Below are 17182 nucleotides of genomic sequence, written 5' to 3' on the forward strand. Positions count from 1 at the left end.
GGAAATATGCGTCCCCGCTGCCGGGGGCGCCCGCCGTGTAATGGCGGTTGTCGTGGCTGGGGGCGGCCTGCGAAGTCCCGCTGATTGCGCCGACGCCGGCCACGGCCAGCACGAGGATGACCGCTGTCTGGCGCAGGCGCCCTCTGAAGTGCTGCCCCATCACCGATTTCCTCCAAACAGGTCTCGGGATGTCCATCTGGGTGAAACAGCAGAACCGTTGTCCCGAAAAACGCTCTCGGTCTGAGAAGTCATGACCGTGCCCCCAATGCAGTTGTGGAATGTCGCCCATGATCCCCACCGCAACTTGGGAAAACCTTTATACCTGTCCAAGTTGAGGCCGTCAGGCCCACGGAAGCCTGCCGATGCGCTGGACTCGGGCTCCAGAGCGCATGGGCACGATCGACACCACTGCACCCATCCTCAGCGCCCGCGGTGTCCGCCACGCGTTCGGACAGACCGAGGCGCTGCGCGGTATCGACGTCGACGTTCACGCCGGTGAGGTACTCGCGGTCATGGGCCCGTCGGGGTCGGGTAAGTCCACCCTGCTGCACTGCCTGGCCGGCATCCTTGCCCCGGACGGCACCTTCGTCGCCGTCGTCATCGCCGGCGTTTCGCTGGCCGTGTCCACGGCTGCCGCGATGCTGGACCGAAAACGCGTGCTGGGCCTGATGCGGCTGATGGGCATGCCCGTTGAAGTTGTTCGCGGGGTCATCGCAAGAGAGGCCGCGGTTCCCCTTGTGGCAGTGCTTCTGCTGTCAGCCGGGCTCGGATTCGTCGTGGCCTGGCTGATGGTTATCTCATTCGGCGGGGGCCGGACCATCACCTGGCCCGGCCCCGTATACTACGCCGCCCTGTCCTTCAGCATCCTGCTCGCACTGGCCGCAGTGACAGCTGCCTTCGGACTGATCCGTTCCAGCACCGCCATCCCGGCCACCCGGTTCGAGTAGGACCACGGACCTGGCTTTGAGCCTTCCCGCTTTTAGCCCTCGCAGTCCGTGCAGTAGATATCGGTGCCGGACTGCCGGGCGATCTGGGAACGGTGCCGGACCAGGAAACAGGAGCTGCAGGTGAACTCGTCGTCGGCCTGCGGGATGACCTGGACAATCAGCTCTTCGGCGATGAACTCGCCGCCGGGGACTCCGGCCCCGTCCAGCCCGTCGGCCTCGTCCAGTTCCTGGACGACGCTGCGGGCGTCCGGTGCGTTGGCGGACTGGAGTGCTTCCAGGGAGTTTTCCTGGGTTTCCTTAACGTCCGAGCGGACTTCGTCGTAATCGGTTGCCACGTGGCTTGTTCTCTTTCTCGAGTCTTTACTAGGCTAAGTGCAACGTACGGCACTCCGCGGTTGTTCCTCAGGCGAGGCCAGAATCCACGCCGTGCGGCGTTCGCCGGCCACACCATGGGCGCGGTGCCGGGCGCCGCCGCAGTTCGGGCCTAGGATCAACGGCATGATGCAGGGACCAATCGACGCCGCCGACGGGAAGAACTCGCTCAGCGTCGATGCTGGGATACTCGAGAGCGTCTGGCGCCCGGGTTCCTTCGTGGACGCCGACGACGCCCGGGACGCCATGCTTGCCGTGGACCGGATCAGTGGCGGGACGCCGATGCCAATGCTCTCTGAGATGACCGACGCGGTGTTCAGCGCGGCGGCCAGATACCAGTTCGCACAGAGCAGGGGCGTGGTGGCCATCGCGGTCCTCGGATCCAGCACAGTCGACAGGGTGATCGCTTCCGCCACGAGCCGGGAGACAAAATACCCGCACGAGTTCTTTACGTCCAGGACCGACGCAATCGCGTGGCTGAAGGAAGTCGTCCAGAGCGATTAGGAATTGCCACAGGGCCTGGCGCCGCAATCAAATCTGTCCCCGATCCGAGACAGACCGGTCTTTCCCGTTGTGAAGTGTCTTCACTCTCTTCCGCCCCGCTGCTCCAGGAAGGTATGCAGGGCTCTCGGGATCGTGGCCGGTTGAAGGGGAGGCGGAAACGCCCGCACAGCCCTCGACATCAGGCGCCGGACGGTCGCCCGGGCGCCGTTCAGCGGGTCGCCAACCCCTGCTGCATCGTCGTCCCATCGAGCGCGTGCGCTATGGCCGCGCGGATGCGGGCGTGCTCGGAGGCCTTTCCGGGGAGGGAGCCTAGGCCGGGCGGCCAGCTCGACAGGCTCAGGGTTCGCGTCGATTCGCGGCAGCCCGGCTCCGCGGCAACAGGAATCCGACGGCAACAAGCCAGAGCAGGCCGCCGAACCGCCCGACGGGCAGCAGGAACTGGAGCGGCTCGATCACCATGGAGAGGAAACTCAGCTCGGACAGCGCGGCGATGACCAGGCCGGCCCAGGCCAGCCAGCGCGGCACGAAGCGCAGGATGAGGGCGGGGACGGCGATTCCGGCGATGAGGAGTCCCAAGCCGACCACATAGGCGACGCCGCCCGTGATGAATGCGAGAAACGACAATGCATGGGTCAGTGGCACATCGGTGGTGATTTCCGGGCGGCTCAGAACCCACCCCACGGCGGCCGAGAGCATGAGGAACACCGAGGCGGCAATGCCGCCAAAGAAGCCGATTGCGGGCCCGGGGACGCGCACGCCAAGCCGGAGCTGCCGGGCGTAAACGGTGGCCGCAAAGATGCCGAGCGGGACCGCTGAGCCGAATTGGAACAGGCTGGCGAGCCGCACGGCGTCGGTGTTCCCGTGAAAATATGCCGCGACCTGGCCGGCGGGGGAGAAGGGCGAGACGTAGGCCTGCCCGTTGGTGAGGATCGCGCTGCTGAGCAGGGCCGCGATCGTGAGTCCCAGACTCACGGCCGCCAGGATGCCCGGGTTGGGGCCGCCGGATCGGGTCGAGGGAGCAGTGTGGTGGGAAGACAGGTCAGTCATGATGGCTTCTTTCCGATAATTACGTCACAACTAAAATGATTCACCTGTTGAATGATTCTGTCAATGGCGTAATATTGGGGCATGGACTCACCGGATCCGCCGCGGCCGAAGCGAACCGCTTTCCTGCTGTCCCAGCTCGGGGCGCTGGCATCGGCACGCTTCGCCGAGCGCACGCGCGAACTCGGCCTGACCCCAAGCGACGCGGGTGTCCTCCGCCTGCTCGGCCGCAGCCCCGGACTGAGCCAGCGGTCCCTGGCCGACCGCCTGGGGGCAGTGCCGAGCCGCGTGGTTCCCCTCATCGACTCGCTGGAAACGCGAGGGCTGGTGGCCCGCGTGCGCAGCAGCGCCGACCGGCGGAACTACGAGCTCCGGCTGACGGCCGAGGGCACGAAGGCTCTCGGGGCACTGCGCGGAATCGCCGAACGGCACGAGGCCGAACTCCTGGCCCCGCTCACCAGCGAACAGTCTGCGCAGCTGGGTATCCTGCTGGCCAGGTTGGCCAGCGCCCATGCCCTCGACACGGACCTGCATCGGGACACGAGGCCGGAATGAACCCGGCGTGCCGGCCGGTTCTTCGGCGCAATAGCCGTCCTTTTCAGCCGGCGGGCAGTGTGGGATCATCCCGGTATGGGCGAAAATACTGAACCGCGGGTGAGCTTGCCCTCCGGCCCCGAGCGCCTGAAGGGCACGCATCACCGCGACGTTGATGGCTACGGAAATCCGATCACGCAGCAGCTGCGCATCATCGGTCAGCGGCGCCGCGAAGCCGAAGAAAAGCTCGACCGGCACCTGCAGGACGCACGCAAGAGCCACTGAGCGCGGCATGGGCGATGGAAAAGGCAGGCGCCCGTCGGGCGCCTGCCTGTCCTTTCCGTGCCCGTCTACTTGGCGGCCACGGCGAACGCCGGCGCCTCCTCGGGTGCAGCCACGGGCCCTGCCGCGGCCTCGGACTTGCGCTCCTTGAGGAAGTAGACAAGGCCGGCGGCGATTGTCGATGCCGCTGCGAGGGCGAAGAGCCCCGGGATGACGCTGCCGGTCTGCTCCTTGATGATGCCGAAACCAAACGGCGCCACGAAGCCACCGAGGTTGCCCAGGGAGTTGATGATGGCAATGGCCGGCGCGAGGATGAGGGGGTGCAGGCCTGACTGGGGGATGGTCCAGAACAACGGTGACGCGCTCTTGAATCCCATGGCGGCGATGGCCAGGAACACGAGGGCCAGGACCGGGGAGGCGACGGCGGCTGCGAGTGTTCCGACGGCGGCGACCAGGAGCGCAGCGACGAGGAGGGGCCGCTTGGACTTGGCCTTGTCCTGCCACTTGGCGGCGAAGTACATGGCAATCACGGCGCAGACCCAAGGGATGGCGGAGAGGAATCCGACGCTCAGGTCCGTGGTCCCCGGGATCTGCTTGACGATGCTGGGCAGCCAGAACGTGTTGGCGTAGATGGAGAGCTGCACGGAGAAATAGATGCCGCAAAGGAGGAGGATCTGGGGGTTCAGGAGCATCTTCCAGCGGTTGATCTTCCCGCTGGGATTCCCGCCTGAGGCGGGGGCGTGCTGGGCGTCCTCGTCCGCAATCGCCGCGGTGAGGGCAAACTTCTCGCCCGCTGTCAGCCATGTGGCGTCCGCGATCTTGGCGTCAAGGACAAAGAACACCGCAATGCCGACAACCACGGAAAGCAACCCCTCGAAGCCGAACAGCCACTGCCAGCCGCGGAATCCCAGGACGTCGTTGAGGCTGAGCAGCATTCCGGCGATCGGGCCGGAGAGTGCCGCGGCGACCGAGGAGCCTGCGATGAAGATCGCTGTTGCTTTGCCCCGCTGCCCGGCCGGCACCCAGCGGGCGAAGTAGAAGATGACGGCGGGGAAGAAACCGGCTTCCGCTGCGCCGAGGAGGAACCGCAGGGCGTAGAACATGGTCTCGTTCTGCACGAACACCATCAGAAAAGAGACGATGCCCCAGCTGATCATGATCCTGGCCAGCCAGACCTTGGCGCCGTACCTCTCCATCATCACGTTGCTGGGCAGTTCGAAGATTGCGTAGGCGATGAAGAACAGCCCGGCCCCGAACCCGTAGGCGGCGGCGCCGATGCCGACATCTGCGTGCAGATGCTCCTGGGCATAGCCGATGTTGGACCGGTTGAGCTGGTTGCAGACCAACATGACGAGCATGATGGGCAGCACCCGCTTGAAGAACTTTTTCGTGGCCAAGGCCACGTCCGTGACAGCGTTGTCGACAGACTGCATGGAGATTTCCTTTGAATTGGCGAAGCTGGTCGGCCGGGGCGGGCAGTTGATTGTGGCCCTCGCCACAGCGATTCTTCACTTTATTCGGCGGCGGTAATGCCCGTCCAACACATTAATTGCATCGATGGATACCTTGAGGGACTGGAAGCCCCCCGCCCGATGTCCGGGCCCTGGGGTCAGCCGTGGCCGGGAGCGGCGGCGCGCAGCCGCCGTCGGGAATTTGCCAGATGGCTCCGCATCGCCGCTGACGACGACGGTCCGTCGCCCTCCGCGATGGCGGCGACGATTGATTCGTGTTCCTGCACCACTTGGTCGAAATGCCCGCGCGCATCAGGCTCGCCGCTGCCCACGAGCCGGCCGCGGGGCATCGCGATCATGGTCGGCCCCAGGGATGCGAGGCAGTCGGAGTAAAAGGGGTTTCCGGAGGCTGCGGCAATGGCCCGGTGGAACTCGTAGTCAGCCTTCATGGCATGTCCCGGGTGGGCCGCACTGTCCACGAAGTCTTCAAAAGCCTTCCGGACAGCGTTCAGCTGCCGGTCTGTGTGGTTCCGGGCGGCGAGGGCCGCAGCCTCGGACTCCACCGCGATGCGGAACTCCAGTTGCCACAGGCGGTCTTCCAGGCTGGCCACGGGGCGGCTGCCGGCCGACTGCTGCGGGCCGTCCGGCGGCGGGGTCAGCGCGAAGCTGCCCCGCCCGCGTTCGGTTTCGACGAGCCCCTCAGCCTGCAGCCGGGTCAGCGCCGAACGGACCACGGTCCGGCTGACGCCGAATTCGCTGATCAGGGTGTTTTCGCTGGGCAGCTTCGCGCCCGGCGCAAGGACGCCGTCGACGATGCGGCGTCGAAGATCGCTCGCGAGGTCCGCGGTCAGGTTCCGGCTCATGGCTTCAAGGTTACTTGCCGAATTCCACAGATTCTGTGGTCCAGGCGCGCGCCTGCTCGCTGAGGGAGATGCCCAGCCCGGGGCGGTCCGGGACCAGCATGCGGCCGTTCTTGGTTTCGAGGCGCTCGTTGAACAGCGGATCGAGCCAGTCGAAGTGTTCCACCCAGGGCTCGCGCGGGTAGGCGGCGGCGAGGTGGAGGTGGATTTCCATGGCGAAATGCGGGGCGAGGCCGAGTCCGCGCTCGTCGGCCAGGGCGGCCAGGCGCAGGAATTGGGTGATGCCGCCGACACGCGGGGCATCAGGCTGGATGATGTCACAGCCGTTGGCGCTGATCAGGCCCTTGTGCTCTGCGACCGAGGCCAGCATCTCGCCCGTGGCGATGGGGGTGTCCAGGGCGCGGGCGAGGTCCGCGTGGCCTTCGAAGTCGTACGCGTCAAGTGGTTCCTCGATCCAGACGAGGTTGAATTCTTCCAGTCGGCGGCCCATCCGCAATGCGGTGGCGCGGTCCCACTGCTGGTTGGCGTCCACCATGAGTGGGACGTCCCAGCCAATGTGCTCGCGGATACCGGCGACGCGGCGCAGGTCCTCGGCGGTGTCCGGAAGGCCGACCTTGATCTTGATGCCGCCGATGCCTTCGTCCAGCAGGACGGTGGCGCGGGCCTTGACCTCGGCCAGGGAGGCGTTGAGGAAACCACCCGACGTGTTGTAGGTCTGCACGGAGTCACGGTACGCGCCCAGGAACTTGGCCAGCGGCAGGCCGGCGCGCTTGGCCTTGAGGTCGTAGAGCGCGATGTCGATGGCGGCCAGCGCCTGGGTGGCCACGCCGGAGCGGCCCACGGACGCCCCGGCCCAGAGAAGTTTGGTGTAGAGCCGGCCGATGTCGTTCGGGTCCTCGCCGATGATGCCTTCGGCGACTTCCTTGGCGTGCGCGTACTGGGCCGGCCCGCCGGCGCGCTTGGAGTAGCTGAACCCGATTCCGCTGTGGCCCTGTTCGGTGGTGATTTCGGCGAAAAGGAACACGACCTCGGTCATCGGCTTCTGGCGTCCGGTGAACACTTTCGCGTCACTGATCGGAACGGCGAGCGGAAGCCTGGCCGTGGACAGCTTTACATGGCGGATGAGATCAACGCTGGTCATGGTTCTCCCTGAAGTTCCTGCGAGGCAACTCCGCCCCGCTCAACTTAGGCTACAAGCTACTTACTTGTATAACAAGTGCTGGAAGAGTGTTTCGCCGCAGTCAGCCAAGCAGCCAGGCGATGACCAGCAAAGAGCCGGCGCAGAGCAGGGTGGTGCACAGGATGACGTCCCGGGCAACGATCACGCCGCGCCGGTACGGGGAGGCGAAGAGGAAGACATTCTGGGCCGTGGGCAGAGCGCCCATGATCACGATGGCCAGCAGGTGCTGCCCCTCGAGGCCGAAGACGAAGCGGCCCAGCGCCCAGACGATCACGGGCATGCCTGCGATCTTCAGGAAGGTGGCGACGAGCGATTCAGTGCGCCCGTCGCCCTTTTGCAGCGGGGCCTTGCCGGCCAGGGACAGTCCGAAGGCCAGCAGCACCATGGGGACGGCGCCGCCGGCGAGCATGTCGACGGGTTTCAGCAGCAGTTCCGGAACTTTCCAGCCGGTCAGTGCGACCGCCGCGCCCAGGCCGGAGGCGATGATCATGGGGTTGGCTAAGGGCTGCAGCAGCATTTTCCGCCAAGAGATCCCGGACCCGGATGCGACACCCAGCAGGGTCAAATAGACCGGCGCCAGGACGAGGATCTGTGCCAACAGGACGGGAGCCACGTGCTGGGCCGTTCCCACGGCGTAGAGGGAGACGGGGATCCCGATGTTGTTGGCGTTCGCGTAGCTGCTGGCCATCGCGCCGACGGCTGTCTCTGCCACCGGCCGGCGGAAGAACAGGACACTCAGCAGGGAATAGAGCAGCCCCACGGCCGCCGCGGAAAGCAGCGCCAGCGGGGCATCAGTTCCGAGCGCGGCCCGGATATCGCTGCCGGCCACCACCGTGAACAGCAGTGCCGGGTTGGTGATGTAATACGCCGTGCGGGTCAGGGCGCCCTGGACTTCCGGTCCGAGGATCCGCAGCCGGGCCGAGAGATATCCGACGGCGATGACGGAGGCGACGATCAGTATGCCGGTGAGAACGCCGCCCAAGATTGGTCCTTCGTGTCGGGTGCCGGCGGCCAGGGGAGCCGGAAGCGGGATGCCGCACGGCCGAAGCCTCTCCTGCGCCAGGAGGGCCGGCCGTGCGGCAGTGGTGGGGATCCGCCTCAGGGATGCTGCCCGGCGGACAGCCCTAGCGAACAGACCCTAGTGAGCAGTCCCTATGGAGCAGTCTCTATCGAATCAGGCAGGGCCGTTTGGGGTCGAAGGACCAGCCGTCAATGTAGTACTGCATGCCGATGCTGTCGTCGCGGGCGTCGAGGCCGTGTTCCAGGTACAGCTGGTGTGCCTTGTCCAGAGCGGCGCGGTCCAGCTCGATTCCGAGGCCCGGAGCGTCCGGAACCCTGATCGCACCGTCCTTGATCTGCAGTGGTTCCTTGGTGAGCCCCTGGCCGTCCTGCCAGATCCAATGCGTGTCCAGCGCCGTGATTTCTCCCGGGGCGGCCGCCCCGGTGTGGGTGAACATGGCGAGCGAGATGTCGAAGTGGTTGTTCGAGTGCGATCCCCAGGTCAGGCCGAATTCGGCGCACATCTGGGCCACCCGGACGGAACCGTGCATGGTCCAGAAATGCGGGTCCGCGAGTGGGATGTCCACGGCGTTGCTGCGGATGGCATGGGACATTTCGCGCCAGTCCGTCGCGATCATGTTCGTCGCGGTCTTCAGCCCGGTGGCGCGGCGGAATTCGGCCATGACCTCGCGTCCGGAGAAGCGGCCTTCCGCGCCGCAGGGGTCCTCGGCGTAGGCCACAATGCCCTGCATGCGTTGGCCCAGCCGGATGGCCTCCTCCAGGAGCCAGGCGCCGTTGGGATCAAGGGTGATCCTGGCCTCCGGGAAACGCCTGGCCAAGGCCGTCACCACATCCACCTCGGCGTCGCCGGAGAGCACGCCGCCCTTGAGCTTGAAATCGCTGAATCCGTAGCGTTCCTGGGCGGCCTCGGCCAGGGCCACCACGGCCTCCGGTGTCATGGCCTCCTGCCGGCGGAGCTTTTCCCACCGGTCCGCCGGCGCGTCCTCCACCAGGTACGGCAAATCCGTTCGGCCGGGGTCGCCGATGAAGAACAGATAACCGAGCATGGGCACCGAGCTGCGCTGCTGGCCGTCGCCGAGCAGTTCCGCGACGGGGACGCCGAGGAACTGACCGTGCAGGTCAAGGAGGGCGGATTCGATCGCGGTGACGGCATGGACGGTGGTGCGCAGGTCAAAGGTCTGCAGGCCGCGGCCGCCGGCGTCGCGGTCGGCGAACTTCGCCGCGACGTCCCGGAGCAGGGAGCGGTAGCGGGCCACCGGCTGGCCGGCCAGGAAGATGCCGGCCTCCGCGATGGTGGCGCGGATCTTTTCCCCGCCCGGCACTTCGCCGAGTCCGGTGCGGCCATTCGAATCGGTGATAAGAACGATGTTGCGGGTGAAGAACGGGCCGTGCGCGCCGCTGAGGTTCATCAGCATGCTGTCGTGCCCGGCAACGGGGACCACTTCAACGTGGGCAATGGTGGGCTGCGTGCTCACGCGTTGACCTCTGCTTTCTCTGTTGCTGCCTCTTCTGCCGCGGAGGCTTGAACGACGCCGTCGATCCGGCGGTTCAGCCGCCACGGGTTGGGGTCCTGCAGCGGCGCAGGGAGCAGTTCCTGTGGCAGGTTCTGGTAGGCGACGGGGCGCAGGAACCGGCTGATTGCCAATGTACCCACGGACGTGGTCCGGGTGTCGGATGTGGCGGGGAACGGGCCGCCGTGCACCATGGCGTGGCCAACTTCGACGCCGGTCGGCCAGCCGTTGACGATGATCCGGCCGACCTTTTGCTCCAATACCGGGATGAGGGGGGCAGCGGCGCGGTAGTCCGACTCGGTCAGTTGCAGGGAGGCCGTGAGCTGGCCTTCGAGCCGCTGGGCGGCGTCAACGAGCTCCTCGGTGGTGGAGTAGCGGATCATCAGGCTGGCGGCGCCGAAGATTTCCTGGTGCAGGACGGGGTTGGACACGAACTCGGCGACAGACGTGCCGAAGATGGCCGGAGCCGGGGCGTTCTTCGTCGCCCCGTCGGCGCCCTGGCCGACGACGCTGACGTTCCCGGCGGAACCCAGTGCATCGGCTCCGGCGTGCCAGGACCCGGCGATGCCTTCGGTCAGCATGGTCTGCCCGGCGCATGAGGACACGGCCCGGCCGACGGCGGCGCCAAAGGCGTCGCCGGCCGCGCCGGCGGGGGCGAACAGGAGGCCGGGGGAGGTGCACAGCTGCCCGGAGCTGCCGGTGACGGCGGCAACGTACTGCCGGGCGAGCACGCTAATTTCTTCGGCGTTGCCGTCGAGGGCGCCGGGGAAGACGAACACCGGGTTGAGCGAGGACATTTCCGCATAGACGGGAATGGGTTCGGGCCGGGCGGCGGCGGTGCGCATCAGGGCGATGCCGGCGGACTGCGATCCGGTGAAGCCGACGGCCTTGATGGCTGGATCGGCGACGAGCGCCTGGCCGATGCTGCTGCCCGGACCGTAGATCAGCGAGAACACGCCCGGGTGCAGCCCGGTGTCGCGGACGGCCTTGGCGATGGCCTGGCCGACGAGTTCGCCGGTGCCCGGGTGCGCATTGTGGGCCTTGAAGACCACGGGGCAGCCGGCGGCGAGGGCGGAGGCGGTGTCGCCGCCCGCCGTCGAGAAGGCCAGCGGGAAGTTGCTCGCACCAAAAACGGCGACGGGACCAAGCGGGATCTGCCGCTGCCGGATGTCCGCTCGCGGCAGCGGAGCGCGGTCCGGCAGCGCCGGGTCGATCCGGACCCCGCGGTAATCCCCTTGGCGTACGACGCCGGCGAAGAGCCGGAGCTGGCCGGTGGTGCGCGCCCGCTCGCCCTGGAGCCTGGCGGCCGGTAGTCCGGTCTCGAGGCCCGCTCGGGTGATGAGTTCCTCGCCAATCGCCTCGATGTTCCCGGCAATGGCCTCAAGGAACCGGGCGTGGGTTTCCGGGTCGAGCGTGCTGAAGGAGGGGTAGGCCGCGGCGGCCGCTGCGGTGGCGTCCTTCAGCTGTTCCCCGGTGAGCAGCGTGTAGCCGGGTTCGAGCCGTTCGTTCGTGGCGGGATTGAAGGCGTACGCCGTCGCGCCGTCCCCGGCGACGGCCTGGCCGGCAATGAGTGAGCGTCCGGTGAGTGTCACGGTGCGTCCTCCTAGGAAACGGTGGCGATAAGGGACTTGAGGTCTGCGAGGTCCTGGGGCGCCAGGTTCTGCAGCGGCGGGCGGACCCCGCCGGCGGAGCGGCCAATCGCGGCCAGTCCGCCCTTGACGATCGAGACGGAGTAGCCCTTCACCCGGTCGCGGATGTCCAGGTAGGGGATCACGAACTCGTTCAGCTTCTTGTTCACGGCCACCCGGTCGTGGTTGCGGACATCCTGGTAGAAGTCCAGCGCAAACTGCGGCACGAAGTTGTACATGGCGCTGGAATAGGTGCTCATGCCCAGCTGCAGCAGCGGGAGGGCGAACGTCTCGGCCGTGGGGAGGCCGCCGAGGTAGAACAGGCGGTCGCCGAGCTTGGCGTAGACCCGGGCGTCGTGTTCGAGGTCTCCGACTCCATCCTTGAAGCCGATCAGGTTCTGGTGGCGGTCGGCCAGGGTGGCGACGGTGGTGTCCTTGTAGATCGCGTTCGCACGGTTGTAGATGATGACACCGAGGGAGGTGGACCGGCAGATGGCGCTGACGTGGTCGATCAGGCCGCCCTGGTCCGCCTCGGTGAGGTAGGGCGGGAGCAGCAGGATGCCGTCGGCGCCGGCGGCCTCGGCGGCGCGGGCGTTTTCGATGGCCTGGGCGGTGGAGCCGCCGGCGGAGGCCAGGACCGGGACGATGCTGCCGACTTCCCCGACGGCTGCGCGGACGACGCGCTCGGACTCGGCCGGAGTCAGTGAGAAGCCTTCCCCGGTTCCGCCGGCCGCGAAGAGTCCGGCGACCGGGAAGCTGGCCTGCCAGGCGAGGTGTTTGCGGTAGTTCTCTTCGTCGAACTGGAGCTGTTCGTCGAACGAGGTGACGGGGAAGGAGAGCAGGCCGTCCTTGAGGACGTTGGCCAGTTCCTGGGGTGCGTATTTTGCCACGGTGGGGTCCTCCGGGTATGCGCCGAGTCGGCGGGGAAGTGCGGTTCCCCTTCAGACTAGGTTTGCTGCCTCATGCCTGTCCAAGTGCATTATTGAATGCATTGATACCTTCAGTGCATTGTGGCGACCTTAGTCCAGCTGGAAGTCCAGGGCGCCGAGCAGCCGCGACAGGGCGGGATTGCTCACTTTACGGCTCCAGATGGCATGGAGCTCCACGGGTTCGCCGTGGCTGCTGGCCAGCGGGAGGAATTCGACCCCCTGGATGCCCAGCGCTGTGGCGGACCGGGGCACAAAGGCGACTCCGCGTTTGGCCGCCACGAGCGAGACCATGGTGAGGATCTGGCTGACCGTGTGGACCACGTTGCCGTGCTGCACCGGCAGCATGCGGATCACGAGGTCGTAGAAGTACCGGGCCTGCAGCGGCGAATGCATGATGAGGGCCTCGTCCTTGAGGTCCTCGTTCCCGACAATGCCGCCGCGGCGGGCCAGGGGATGGCCGGCCGGAACGGCCACCATCATGGATTCGCGGTACAGAAGCCGCGAATCAAAAACGTCTTTGTCGAAGGGCGGACGTGCCAGCCCCAGGTCCAGTTCTCCCGTTTCCAGGGCCTGGATCTGTTCACCGGTCACCATTTCCTGCAGGTCGACGTCGACGTCGGGAAGGATCGCCGAGATCTCCTCCAGCAGGGGCCCCAAGATACTGAACCCGCTGGCCGCGGTGAAACCGATTCGCAGAAGGCCGGAGCGACCCGAGGCGATCCGGCGGGCGGTGACAGGGGCGCGTTCGGCGAGGGCCAGCAACCGCCTGGCTTCCTCCAGGAAGGCGGTTCCCGCCGGGGTCAGCTGGACCTTCCGGTTGTCCCGTTCCAGCAGCTCGGCGCCGACGGCCTTCTCCAGCTTTTGGATCTGCCGGCTCAGCGGAGGCTGGGTCATGTTCAGGCGTTCCGCCGCGCGGCCGAAGTGAAGCTCTTCTGCCACCGCGATGAATCCGGCCAGCTGGTCAAAGGTAAACATGATGCCTTCCCGGTATCACTCGATGCATATTTGGGCTTAGACATGCATCATAGCCGCTCCCTACACTCGACACAGCGAACCGGCAGTGACGCGGTTCACATGCTTCCAGGGCGCTGGCCCTGACCATCAATGAGGAGTTTCAATGATGCACTTCCCTTCGCGCCGCACCCTACTTGGAGCGGCCTCCGCCGTCACGCTCTTGGCGCTGACGGCCTGCGGCAATGTTGCCGGCGGCAGTACCGATTCTTCAAAATATCCGAACGGGCCCGTAAGCCTCACCGTGGGCCAGGCCGCCGGCGGCAGCACCGACTTGATTGCCCGCGCCATCTCCGAGGGCGCTTCCAAAACCCTCGGCGCCCCGATGCCTGTGGTGAACAAGCCAGGGGCCAACGGCGCCTTGGCCACAAAGGAAGTGGCCGGCAAGCCCGCCGACGGCCAGAACCTCCTTCTGGTCACCGCGTCCCTGATCACGATCACCCCGCTTGCGGTCACCGCGGATGAGGCCGTCAGCATCGACGACCTGGACATCATTGCCGGCCTGTCGCAGGACGACTACGTGCTGGTCGCCAGCAAGGCCTCCGGCTTCAACAGCATCAAGGACCTGACCGGAGCAGGGCGCAATATCACGTTCGGCACCACCGGCGTGGGCACCGGCAGCCAGCTGGCACAGACCGTCCTGTTCAAGCAGGCCGGCGTCAAGGGCACCGATGTACCGTTCGACAGCGGCAAGCCAGCCCTCACCGCGGTCCTCGGCAACCAGGTAGAAGTGTCCACCATCCAGCTCGGCGAAGCCATGCCGCAGATCAAGGCCGGAAAGGTCACACCGCTGCTCGTCTTTTCGGAGGATCGGAACTCCTTCCTCCCGGATGTGCCTACGGCCAAGGAATCCGGTTACGACGTTCCCGTGGCGCAGTATCGCGCCGTCGCCGCTCCCAAAGGAACGCCCAAGGACGTGAAGGACAAGCTGCTCGCAGCCATCAAGGAGACCTTCAAGTCCGATTCCTACAAGGAATTCAACAAGAAGAACATGCTGACCCCGAAGGAAATCTCCGGCGAGGAAGTCGTCACCCAGTGGAAGGACTACGCCGCCAAGTACAAGTCGCTGGTGGAGAAGTACGACATCAGCCTCAGCGGAACGAAGTGATCCAAGTGTCGTCTTCACCTTCAGTGCCCGCCGGAGGGGGCAGCCGCCCCGCGGCCCCCTCCGGCGGGAACGCCCCCCAAGCTCCCGGGGACGACGTTCTGGAGGACCTCACGCCGGAGCAACTCGCCGCGCAGTGGGAGGAAGAGAAGCCGCCCGCCGCCGGAGCGCTGGCAAATGCGGCATCCTCCTTAGTGGTTCTCGGCGTCGGCACCGGCGCCCTGGTCCTGTCCGTTGCCATGGGCCTCGGCACTCCGGCAGCGCCGGAGCCCGGGCTGTGGCCGTTCATGATCAGCTGCGTCATGGTGGTCCTGGGCCTCTTCCAGTTGACCGTCGGACGGCACAACCGGGACGCGGAGAAGTTCACCCGCATGTCCTCCGCACCCCTGACAGGGCTCGTCACCCTCGCCGCCATGGTCGCGCTGATGCCGGCCATCGGTTTTGAATTGCCCGCCCTCGTCCTGTGCATCATCTGGATGCGCTTCCTCGGCGGCGAAACGTGGCGCTCCACCCTGCTGGTAAGCGCGATCGTCGTGGCGGCGTTCTACGGAATCTTCGTCCTTGCGCTCAACACCTCCATTCCCCACCTCTTCTAGGAGAACCCCGTGGATTTTCTAAATCCCGTGATCAACGGATTCGCCGTTGTCCTGGAGCCGAGCAACCTCCTCTACTGCCTGATCGGCGTCGTCATCGGCATGTTGATCGGTGTCCTGCCCGGTCTGGGGCCCGCGGCAACCATCGCCATCCTGCTGCCGCTGACCTACAACGTCGAACCCGTCACCGCCATCATCATGCTCGCGGGCATCTTTTACGGCGCACAGTACGGCGGCACCATCACCTCCGTGCTCCTGAGGCTTCCCGGCGAAGCCTCGTCCGTGGTGACCGTCTTCGACGGCTACCAGATGGCCAAACAGGGGAAGGCAGGTACCGCACTCGGCCTGGCGTCCATCGGCTCGTTCATCGGCGGAACCGCCTCAATCGTTGGCTTGACCTTCCTGGCGCCCGTCGTGGCGAGCTTTGCCCTCGACTTCGGCCCGGCCGAATACTCGGCGCTCGCACTGCTCGGCATCCTGTTGGTGGCCACCATCAGCAACGGTGCCAAGACCAAGGCACTCATCGCCGCCGCCGTCGGCTTGCTGCTGGCAACGGTCGGCCGGGACATCTTCACCGGCGAAAGCCGCTTCACCTTCGGCAACCTGGAACTGGCCGACGGAATTGATTTCGTGCCGATCGCCATGGGCATCTTCGGCCTGGGCGAAATCCTCTACAACCTCGAAGAGCGGCACCGCGCCGCCAAGGCGCCGTCCAAGGTCACGAACGTCTGGCCATCACGGACCGATCTCACGCAGGCCTCCGGCGCGATCGCCCGCGGTTCTGTCCTCGGGTTCTTCCTCGGCATTTTGCCCGGTGGCGGCGCCACCATCGCATCGATGGCCTCCTATGCGATGGAGAAGAAGCGCGCCAAGCAGCCGGAACGATTCGGTAAAGGGGCCCCGGAGGGCGTCGCTGGACCGGAAACCGCCAACAACGCCGCAGCAACGTCGTCGTTCATCCCGCTGCTGACCCTCGGAATCCCGGCTAACGCCACCATGGCCCTGATGTTCGGTGCCTTGCTGATCCAGGGTGTGACGCCGGGCCCGCAGTTGGTGGAGCAGGACCCCGGGCTGTTCTGGGGCGTGGTCAACTCCATGTACATCGGCAACATCCTGCTGCTGATCATGAGCCTGCCCCTCGTCGGAATCTTCGTGAAAATCCTCCGCGTCCGCGCCGCGATCCTGGCCCCGGTCACCGCCCTCATCACGCTGCTCGGTGCCTACACCATCAACAACAGCATGTTCGATGTGACGCTCGTAGTGGTGTTTGGGATCGTGGGATACCTGATGAAGAAGTTCGGCTTTGAACCCGGTCCGCTGGTCCTGGCGTTCGTCCTCGGGTCCCTGCTGGAGAGCTCACTGCGCCGTTCACTTCTCGTGTTCGGCGGCGATCCCACGGGCTTCTTCACCCGCCCCATCTCCGCGACGCTGCTCATCGTGTTCGTCCTGGTAGCCGTGCTCCCGGGCATCCGGACTCTCCTGGCGAAGTGGACGACGGCGCCAAGCGAACAGCCCATCACCACGAAAATCAAGGAGAAGGTATGAGCATCATCGTCGGATTCGTCCCCACACCGGCAGGGGAGGCCGCGCTGACCGCCGGCATTGCCGAAGCCCACGGGCTTCTTCACCCGCCCCATCTCCGCGACGCTGCTCATCGTGTTCGTCCTGGTAGCCGTGCTCCCGGGCATCCGGACTCTCCTGGCGAAGTGGACGACGGCGCCAAGCGAACAGCCCATCACCACGAAAATCAAGGAGAAGGTATGAGCATCATCGTCGGATTCGTCCCCACACCGGCAGGGGAGGCCGCGCTGACCGCCGGCATTGCCGAAGCCATGCTCAGGAACGAAGACCTGGTGATCGTCAACTCCGCCCGCGAAGGCGCCCTGGTAGACAAAGCCGTTGCCGGCTCCGACATCCTGGAGGAGGCCGGCCGCCGGGCCACGGAGGCCGGAATCAGGGCAACGGTGATCCAGCCGCCGTACCGTGACGACCTCGCCGATGAATTCCTGGACGTCGCCCGCGAGGTCAACGCATCCCTGATTGTCATTGGCCTGCGGCACCGCTCACAGGTCGGCAAATTCATCCTGGGCAGCCACGCCCAGCGCATCCTCATGCAGGCCGACCGGCCCGTCCTTGCCGTGAAGGCGGACGGGGCCCTCTGCTAGAAAGCTCTCGCGGCTCTCAAAGAGTGGACGGGCCGGACCCCCCAGG

Annotated in this window: 19 protein-coding genes and 1 pseudogene; 10 read left to right on the top strand and 10 right to left on the bottom strand. The window is 66.2% G+C overall.

Annotated elements, in window-relative coordinates; translation table 11 throughout:
* Window positions 1–389 precede the first annotated feature (389 nt).
* A pseudogene (locus tag Y706_RS29445) lies at window positions 390–578 on the top strand (ATP-binding cassette domain-containing protein); the annotation flags it as partial.
* The gene (locus Y706_RS30685; RefSeq protein ID WP_343213094.1) at window positions 564–947 is read left to right on the top strand and encodes an FtsX-like permease family protein; all 384 of its coding nucleotides are present in this window, start codon (window positions 564–566) and stop codon (window positions 945–947) included. The pseudogene Y706_RS29445 and the gene Y706_RS30685, both read left to right, overlap by 15 nt.
* A gap of 32 nt (window positions 948–979) precedes the next feature.
* Here Y706_RS30685 and Y706_RS0119420 read toward each other — a convergent pair whose 3' ends face one another.
* On the bottom strand, window positions 980–1282 hold the full coding sequence (locus tag Y706_RS0119420) for a DUF4193 domain-containing protein (RefSeq protein ID WP_028277900.1): 303 nt from the start codon (window positions 1280–1282) through the stop codon (window positions 980–982).
* Window positions 1283–1445: 163 nt separating this feature from the next.
* Here Y706_RS0119420 and Y706_RS26565 point away from each other — a divergent pair, with 163 nt between their 5' ends.
* Window positions 1446–1823, top strand: coding sequence for a DUF7793 family protein (locus Y706_RS26565; RefSeq protein WP_043436520.1), 378 nt, complete (start codon window positions 1446–1448; stop codon window positions 1821–1823).
* A gap of 336 nt (window positions 1824–2159) precedes the next feature.
* On the opposite strand, the gene Y706_RS0119430 is transcribed toward Y706_RS26565, so the two are convergent.
* Window positions 2160–2870, bottom strand: coding sequence for a hypothetical protein (locus Y706_RS0119430; protein WP_028277901.1), 711 nt, complete (start codon window positions 2868–2870; stop codon window positions 2160–2162).
* Window positions 2871–2951: 81 nt separating this feature from the next.
* Between Y706_RS0119430 and Y706_RS0119435 the strand changes: the two genes are divergently transcribed.
* Both Y706_RS0119435 and Y706_RS26570 read left to right on the top strand, forming a co-directional pair.
* Window positions 2952–3422, top strand: a complete 471-nt coding sequence (locus Y706_RS0119435) for a MarR family winged helix-turn-helix transcriptional regulator (protein WP_028277902.1) — start codon at window positions 2952–2954, stop codon at window positions 3420–3422.
* A 75-nt stretch (window positions 3423–3497) separates the two neighbouring features.
* Window positions 3498–3686 carry a hypothetical protein gene (locus Y706_RS26570; protein WP_043436522.1) on the top strand — a complete coding sequence of 63 codons (189 nt, stop codon included), beginning with the start codon at window positions 3498–3500 and terminating at the stop codon, window positions 3684–3686.
* A 65-nt stretch (window positions 3687–3751) separates the two neighbouring features.
* Here Y706_RS26570 and Y706_RS0119445 read toward each other — a convergent pair whose 3' ends face one another.
* The 8 genes from Y706_RS0119445 to Y706_RS0119480 all read right to left on the bottom strand — a co-directional run bounded on the left by Y706_RS0119445 (window position 3752) and on the right by Y706_RS0119480 (window position 13237).
* Window positions 3752–5116, bottom strand: coding sequence for an MFS transporter (locus Y706_RS0119445; protein ID WP_043436524.1), 1365 nt, complete (start codon window positions 5114–5116; stop codon window positions 3752–3754).
* A 176-nt stretch (window positions 5117–5292) separates the two neighbouring features.
* A complete protein-coding gene (locus tag Y706_RS0119450) occupies window positions 5293–5997 on the bottom strand; it encodes a FadR/GntR family transcriptional regulator (RefSeq protein WP_028277904.1) in 705 nt (234 codons plus the stop codon).
* A gap of 10 nt (window positions 5998–6007) precedes the next feature.
* A complete protein-coding gene (locus tag Y706_RS0119455; RefSeq protein ID WP_028277905.1) occupies window positions 6008–7135 on the bottom strand; it encodes an L-talarate/galactarate dehydratase in 1128 nt (375 codons plus the stop codon).
* A gap of 100 nt (window positions 7136–7235) precedes the next feature.
* Window positions 7236–8156, bottom strand: coding sequence for an AEC family transporter (locus tag Y706_RS0119460; protein WP_028277906.1), 921 nt, complete (start codon window positions 8154–8156; stop codon window positions 7236–7238).
* 184 nt (window positions 8157–8340) lie between these two features.
* The gene (locus Y706_RS0119465; protein WP_028277907.1) at window positions 8341–9669 is read right to left on the bottom strand and encodes an enolase C-terminal domain-like protein; all 1329 of its coding nucleotides are present in this window, start codon (window positions 9667–9669) and stop codon (window positions 8341–8343) included.
* Window positions 9666–11297, bottom strand: coding sequence for an aldehyde dehydrogenase (NADP(+)) (locus Y706_RS0119470; protein WP_028277908.1), 1632 nt, complete (start codon window positions 11295–11297; stop codon window positions 9666–9668). The genes Y706_RS0119465 and Y706_RS0119470 overlap by 4 nt, the downstream gene beginning before the upstream one ends.
* Before the next feature lie 11 nt (window positions 11298–11308).
* Window positions 11309–12223 carry a 5-dehydro-4-deoxyglucarate dehydratase gene (kdgD, locus tag Y706_RS0119475; RefSeq protein ID WP_028277909.1) on the bottom strand — a complete coding sequence of 305 codons (915 nt, stop codon included), beginning with the start codon at window positions 12221–12223 and terminating at the stop codon, window positions 11309–11311.
* Between the two features lie 129 nt (window positions 12224–12352).
* The gene (locus Y706_RS0119480; protein ID WP_028277910.1) at window positions 12353–13237 is read right to left on the bottom strand and encodes a LysR family transcriptional regulator; all 885 of its coding nucleotides are present in this window, start codon (window positions 13235–13237) and stop codon (window positions 12353–12355) included.
* A 142-nt stretch (window positions 13238–13379) separates the two neighbouring features.
* Between Y706_RS0119480 and Y706_RS0119485 the strand changes: the two genes are divergently transcribed.
* Genes Y706_RS0119485 through Y706_RS0119505 form a run of 5 tightly spaced genes read left to right on the top strand, consistent with a single transcriptional unit; the run spans window position 13380 to window position 17136 of the window.
* Entirely contained in the window at window positions 13380–14381 is a 1002-nt protein-coding gene (locus Y706_RS0119485; protein WP_028277911.1) for a Bug family tripartite tricarboxylate transporter substrate binding protein, read from the top strand.
* Between the two features lie 23 nt (window positions 14382–14404).
* On the top strand, window positions 14405–14974 hold the full coding sequence (locus Y706_RS0119490; protein WP_052355109.1) for a tripartite tricarboxylate transporter TctB family protein: 570 nt from the start codon (window positions 14405–14407) through the stop codon (window positions 14972–14974).
* Between the two features lie 9 nt (window positions 14975–14983).
* On the top strand, window positions 14984–16516 hold the full coding sequence (locus Y706_RS0119495) for a tripartite tricarboxylate transporter permease (protein ID WP_028277913.1): 1533 nt from the start codon (window positions 14984–14986) through the stop codon (window positions 16514–16516).
* A 57-nt stretch (window positions 16517–16573) separates the two neighbouring features.
* On the top strand, window positions 16574–16735 hold the full coding sequence (locus Y706_RS28975) for a hypothetical protein (RefSeq protein ID WP_156945204.1): 162 nt from the start codon (window positions 16574–16576) through the stop codon (window positions 16733–16735).
* Complete coding sequence (locus Y706_RS0119505) at window positions 16732–17136, top strand: universal stress protein (protein WP_028277914.1); 405 nt, start codon at window positions 16732–16734, stop codon at window positions 17134–17136. Before Y706_RS28975 ends, Y706_RS0119505 begins: the two co-directional genes overlap by 4 nt.
* The last annotated feature ends 46 nt before the right edge of the window (window positions 17137–17182 follow it).

It is taken from the genome of Arthrobacter sp. I3 (assembly GCF_000520575.1).
Lineage (GTDB): Bacteria > Actinomycetota > Actinomycetes > Actinomycetales > Micrococcaceae > Arthrobacter > Arthrobacter humicola_A.